This window comes from Streptomyces sp. NPDC028928, from assembly GCF_055564915.1.
Genome location: NZ_JBVHVI010000013.1, coordinates 260,811 through 265,463, shown reverse-complemented (window position 1 = coordinate 265,463; position 4,653 = coordinate 260,811). Strand labels below are relative to the sequence as shown.

Sequence of the window (4,653 nt, the reverse complement as noted above, 5' to 3'; positions counted from 1 at the left end):
GCGCCACCTCCCGCGGATCGGCGAGGCGGCGCTGAATGGCCCGCGCGACGGCAGCCTCCTCCAGCCGCGGAACCTGCCCCATGGCCGTCTCCATCGCTCGCGCGCATCTGGCGGCAGGCCGTGCCCGGCATCACGCTGCCCCCGGACACCCGCGACGACCCGCCGGACAACGTCCCGGGCAGCTGTGTACGCGGGATCACCGCGCACGACCGCCGGCCATCTCACACGGCACTGCATCCACCGTCCACCGGCACCCCGGCCCCCGTGACGAAGGACGCCTGATCACTGCAGAGCCACGCCGCCGCCTGCGCCACCTCCCGCGGATCGGCGAGGCGGCGCTGAATGGCCCGCGCGACGGCAGCCTCCTCCAGCCGCGGAACCTGCCCCATGGCCGTCTCCATCAGCTCGGTGCGCGTGCTGCCGACCATCAGGGCGTTGACGCGTATCCCCCGCTCGCCGTACTCCGCCGCGGCTGCCTTCGTCAGCCCGAGCACCGCGTGTTTGGCCGCCACGTAGGGCGCGATGGCACCGGTGGCGAACGCGCCGGCGGTGCTGCAGGTGTTGACGACCGCGCCGTGCCCCTGTTCCAGCATCACCGGGATCTGGCGCTTGAGGCAGTTCCAGACTCCCTGCACGTTCACGTCCATGATCTGCCGGAAGACCGCGTCGTCCGTCTCATGGAGCGCAGTGCCGACCGAGCCCCAGCCGGCGTTGTTGAACGCCGCGTCCAGGCGGCCGAACCCGGCGACGGTGTCCTTGACCGCCCGTTCGACGTCGTCCGGCTCGGTCACGTCCCCGACGGTCACCAGGGCGCGACCGCCCGCGTCCTCGATGTCACGGGCGAGCGCGCGCAGTTTCTCCTCCCGGCGTGCCATGAGCGCCACCGCCGCTCCCTGCTCGGCGAACAGCCGCGCCGCCGCCGCGCCGATGCCGCTGGAGGCACCCGTGATCATCACCGTCTTGTTCCGCAGCAGTCCATGGGATGTCGCCATGGTGTCTCCCCCGTAGTCCTCTCCGTGTTCATGTGCGGGGCCGTTCACCCGCAGGGGCGTGAACGGCCCGTGATGGTGAACGGCCGCCGGTTCAGGCGAAGTTCGCGGCGTGGTCCGCGGCCCACTGCCGATAGGGGGTGGCCGCGCGCCCCAGAAGCCCCTCCAGGTCGCCCTCCCCCTCGTGGTCCGGCTCGGTGCCGGGGCCTCCGCGCCGCTCGGCGACTTCCAGCAGCGCCTGCGCGAGCGGCTCCGGCAGGCGTTCGCGCCAGCGGGCCAGGGCCTGCTCGGCGGTCAGCTCCTCGAAGCGCAGGGGGCGTTGCAGGACGTCGGCCAGCTGCCGGGTCTGTTCCCGCGGAGTCAGCTCCTGCGGTCCGGTCAGCGCGTACGTCCTGGACTCGTGGCCGGGCTCGGTGAGCACCCGCACAGCCGCCTCGGCCACATCGCGCGGATCGACGCACGCCGTGGGGGCGTCCCCTCCGAAGCTCCTGACGACCGACTCCCCGCGGATGGTGGAGGCCCAGGCCAGCGTGTTGCTCATGGGCGAACGCATCCGCAGCACCGTCCAGTCGAGGCCCGAGTCGTGCAGCAGGGCCTCGCTGTCGCGGTTCCAGCGCGCGATCAGGTCGGTGGCGTCCGGGTCGGCCACGGCGGTCCAGGACAGTTTCACCGCCCGCCGCACTCCCTGGGCCCGAGCGGCTGCCAGGATGTTCTCGTCGTCCGCGGGGCGCAGCGGGTTGGCGGTCACCACGAAGACGGCGTCCGCTCCGGCCAGCACCTCTTCGAGACGGGAGCGGTCCTGGTAGTCCCCCGTGACGACACCGTCGTCCGGCAGCCCCAGCCGCGCCGCCTTCCCCGCGTCCCGGACCAGCAGCCGGCCCTGGCCCCGGGCGCCCAGGCGGCGGGCGAGGTGCTGACCCACCGCCCCGGTCGCACCGGTGACCACGATCCTCGGGCCCGCGTCCCCCCAGGGCTTCATGCCGTCACTCCCCGTTCCCTGCCGAACTGCATCCTCTTGGCCACGCTGGGCACGGCGATCGCGGGGAGCAGACATCGCCAGATTTCCTCGACGCGGTTCGGCAGGTCGTTGCGGGAGGTCTCCAGCTGCGCGTGCATCTGCGCCCCGGTACAGGCGCTGACGACCAGTCGGGCGTACGCCTCCACGTCCACCCCGAGCCTCAGCTCCCGCCGGGTCTGCGCGTCCCGGAAGTCCCGCAGGAGGATGGACATCCACTGCTGGTGGGAGTTCTCGCTCTTGGGGACGAAGTGCTCCTGGTCCATCACCAGGCGGGCTCCGGCCTGCAGAACGGGGTCGTCGAGGAGCTGGTAGGCCCACGTCAGCGTGACGTCGACGGCGTGCTGCAGGCCCTCGGAGTCCTGCGGCGGCACGACGAGGTCGGGCTGGCTCGTGACGATCTCGCGCGCCAGCTCCTCCTTGGACTTGAAGTGGAAGTACACCGCTCCCAGGGTCAGGCCCGCGCGCTCGGCGATCCGGGAGACGCTGGCCCCGGCGAAGCCCGACTCCGCGAATACCTGCGCCGCCGCGCGTATCAGAGTCGCACGCGTCCGCGCGGCTCTCTCCTGCTTCACCTCTCGCACCGCCATCTGCACCCGCCGATCTACCTGGTCAACAAAAAAACTATTCTTTATCTTAGGGGCGACAGAGGGATGGACCTACGCCCTTGTGGCTAAGTACATCGCCCGATACCAGGGGGAGACAACGCGTCATGACGCTCGCCAAGATCACTACACGAGACGCGGACCGATCCACCGCTACCGGAAGTCTGGTGCGCAAGTCCGTCCAGGAGGAGGCTCTGGTCACGGACTGGCGCCCGGTCTCCGAGACGTCCCAGTTAGTCACCGCGCGCTGGCCGCGGCAGCACGGCTTCTACGTCGAGGACGGCCGCTACAGCTCCCTGCTGCTGACGGAGAGCCTGCGCCAGGCACTCGCGCTGCTGACGCACGCCGTCCACGACATACCCCTCACCCACCGCCTCGGCTGGGAGGAGATACGGTCCACCGTCGACCCCGAGGCGCTGTCGGCGGGGACGGGCCCCGCCGAGGTCGAACTGCTCATCACCCACACACAGGTCAAGCGACGCCGGCTGGGCTCGGTGCACCTGACCTCCCATGTCGAGGCCTCGCTCGCGGGCAGGCCCATAGGAACCGCCACACTGCGGTACAGCACCCATCCCCCGGCCATCTACGACCGTCTGCGCGGCGACTACGCCCATGCGGCGAGCGCCTTCGCGCGGGCCCTTCCCCTCACACCCCCGGTACCGGCCTCGCACGCCGGCCGCAGCGACGCCGGCAACGTGGTCCTGTCCCCCGCCCCGGGGGACCGTACCTGGCTGTTGCGTGTGGACACCTCACACCGTGTGCTCTTCGACCACCCGCACGACCACATCCCCGGCATGGTGCTGCTGGAGGCCGCCGCGCAGACCGCGCACGCCATGGCGGTGCCGACGGAGGTGGTGCCGGTCGCCTTCGACACCACGTTCTACCGGTACGTCGAGTTCGACCAGCGCTGCCTGATCACCGCCGAACCCTTCGTCCAGGACGGTGACGGCCGTATGTCCGTCACGGTCCACGGCCGTCAGGGCGAACTGCCCGTGTTCTCCAGCACGGTGACGGTCCAGCGGCGGGACTGAGACCGCCGGCCGGGGTGTACGGGGTACGGAAGCACGCGCGTCCGCCCGGCGGCAGGCTCCTGCCGCCGGGCGGCCACACCCGGCCGGCATCGGTATCGGCATCGGCGGTGCCGAGCCACACCCCGGCTGACCAGGGTAGTGCCACTGAGTGGCACTAGCTGTCAAAGCGCAACCGCTCCCAGGTGGTAGCGTCCTGGGGGTGAGTGATGATCTGCGCGACCTGCCGCTGCGGGAACGGAAGAAGCTGCGCACGCGCCGAGCGCTGGCCGAGACCGCGCTCCGCCTGTTCACCGAACGCGGATACGACGCCACCACACTGGACGACCTGTGCGACACGGTGGAGGTCTCCAAGCGCACCTTCTTCCGGAACTACCGGTCCAAGGAGGACGTCGCGCTCGCCGCCGACAGCGACCTGTGGTCGGCGTACCTGGACCACGTGGCCGCCCTGGAGCTGGACGGCCCGCTCCTGGACACGCTGCGCGTGGCCCTCGGGACCACGCTGGGCGCCATGGACCCGGACTGGGACCGCCGCTTCCTGGCCACCCGCGAGCTGTCGGAGGGCGTTCCCGCACTCCAGGCGCACACCCTGGGGTACTGCCAGGAGACGACGCGGGCCATCGTGGAGACGGTGACGGAACGCGCCCGCGCCGACGTGGACGAGATGCGCCTCCGGCTGACCGTGGAGATCTTCGTGGCCGTGTGGCACACGGCCTCCCTGCAGTGGACGGCCCGGGGCGCCCAGGGTGGCCGCGACAGCCTGATGAAGCTGGTCGAGGAGACCTTCGCCCTGATCCCCGACGCCCTCACCTGCTCCGCCTAGCGATCCGTCGCCGGCCGCGGCCACGGGGCGCCGCGGCCTTTCCCGAGGCATTGGCCTGTGCCGCACACCCCGTACGCCGGAGGGGGGGGGGGGGGGGGTTGGGGGGGGGGGGGGGGGGGGGGGGGGGGGGGGGGGGGGGGGGGGGTTGAGGGGGGGCGGGAGGGGGGAGCAAAAAAAACGTGGTTGGGGGGTG

The 4,653-nt window shown here is 71.6% G+C and carries 5 protein-coding genes; 2 read left to right on the top strand and 3 right to left on the bottom strand.

The features are described from left to right. Positions 1-221: 221 nt before the first annotated feature. The 3 genes from ACZ4U1_RS29910 to ACZ4U1_RS29900 form a co-directional block, all read right to left on the bottom strand. Positions 222-992 (bottom strand): SDR family NAD(P)-dependent oxidoreductase, encoded by a 771-nt coding sequence (locus ACZ4U1_RS29910; RefSeq protein ID WP_467907262.1) that lies wholly within the window; start codon positions 990-992, stop codon positions 222-224. Between the two features lie 91 nt (positions 993-1,083). Beyond that, positions 1,084-1,968 (bottom strand): NAD(P)H-binding protein, encoded by an 885-nt coding sequence (locus tag ACZ4U1_RS29905; RefSeq protein WP_467907261.1) that lies wholly within the window; start codon positions 1,966-1,968, stop codon positions 1,084-1,086. Next, positions 1,965-2,594 (bottom strand): ScbR family autoregulator-binding transcription factor, encoded by a 630-nt coding sequence (locus ACZ4U1_RS29900; RefSeq protein WP_467907260.1) that lies wholly within the window; start codon positions 2,592-2,594, stop codon positions 1,965-1,967. The genes ACZ4U1_RS29905 and ACZ4U1_RS29900 overlap by 4 nt, the downstream gene beginning before the upstream one ends. 182 nt (positions 2,595-2,776) lie before the next feature. Here ACZ4U1_RS29900 and ACZ4U1_RS29895 point away from each other — a divergent pair, with 182 nt between their 5' ends. Both ACZ4U1_RS29895 and ACZ4U1_RS29890 read left to right on the top strand, forming a co-directional pair. Then, the gene (locus ACZ4U1_RS29895; protein WP_467907259.1) at positions 2,777-3,640 is read left to right on the top strand and encodes a ScbA/BarX family gamma-butyrolactone biosynthesis protein; all 864 of its coding nucleotides are present in this window, start codon (positions 2,777-2,779) and stop codon (positions 3,638-3,640) included. A gap of 199 nt (positions 3,641-3,839) precedes the next feature. Next, positions 3,840-4,460 (top strand): TetR/AcrR family transcriptional regulator, encoded by a 621-nt coding sequence (locus ACZ4U1_RS29890; RefSeq protein WP_467907258.1) that lies wholly within the window; start codon positions 3,840-3,842, stop codon positions 4,458-4,460. Positions 4,461-4,653: the final 193 nt, after the last annotated feature.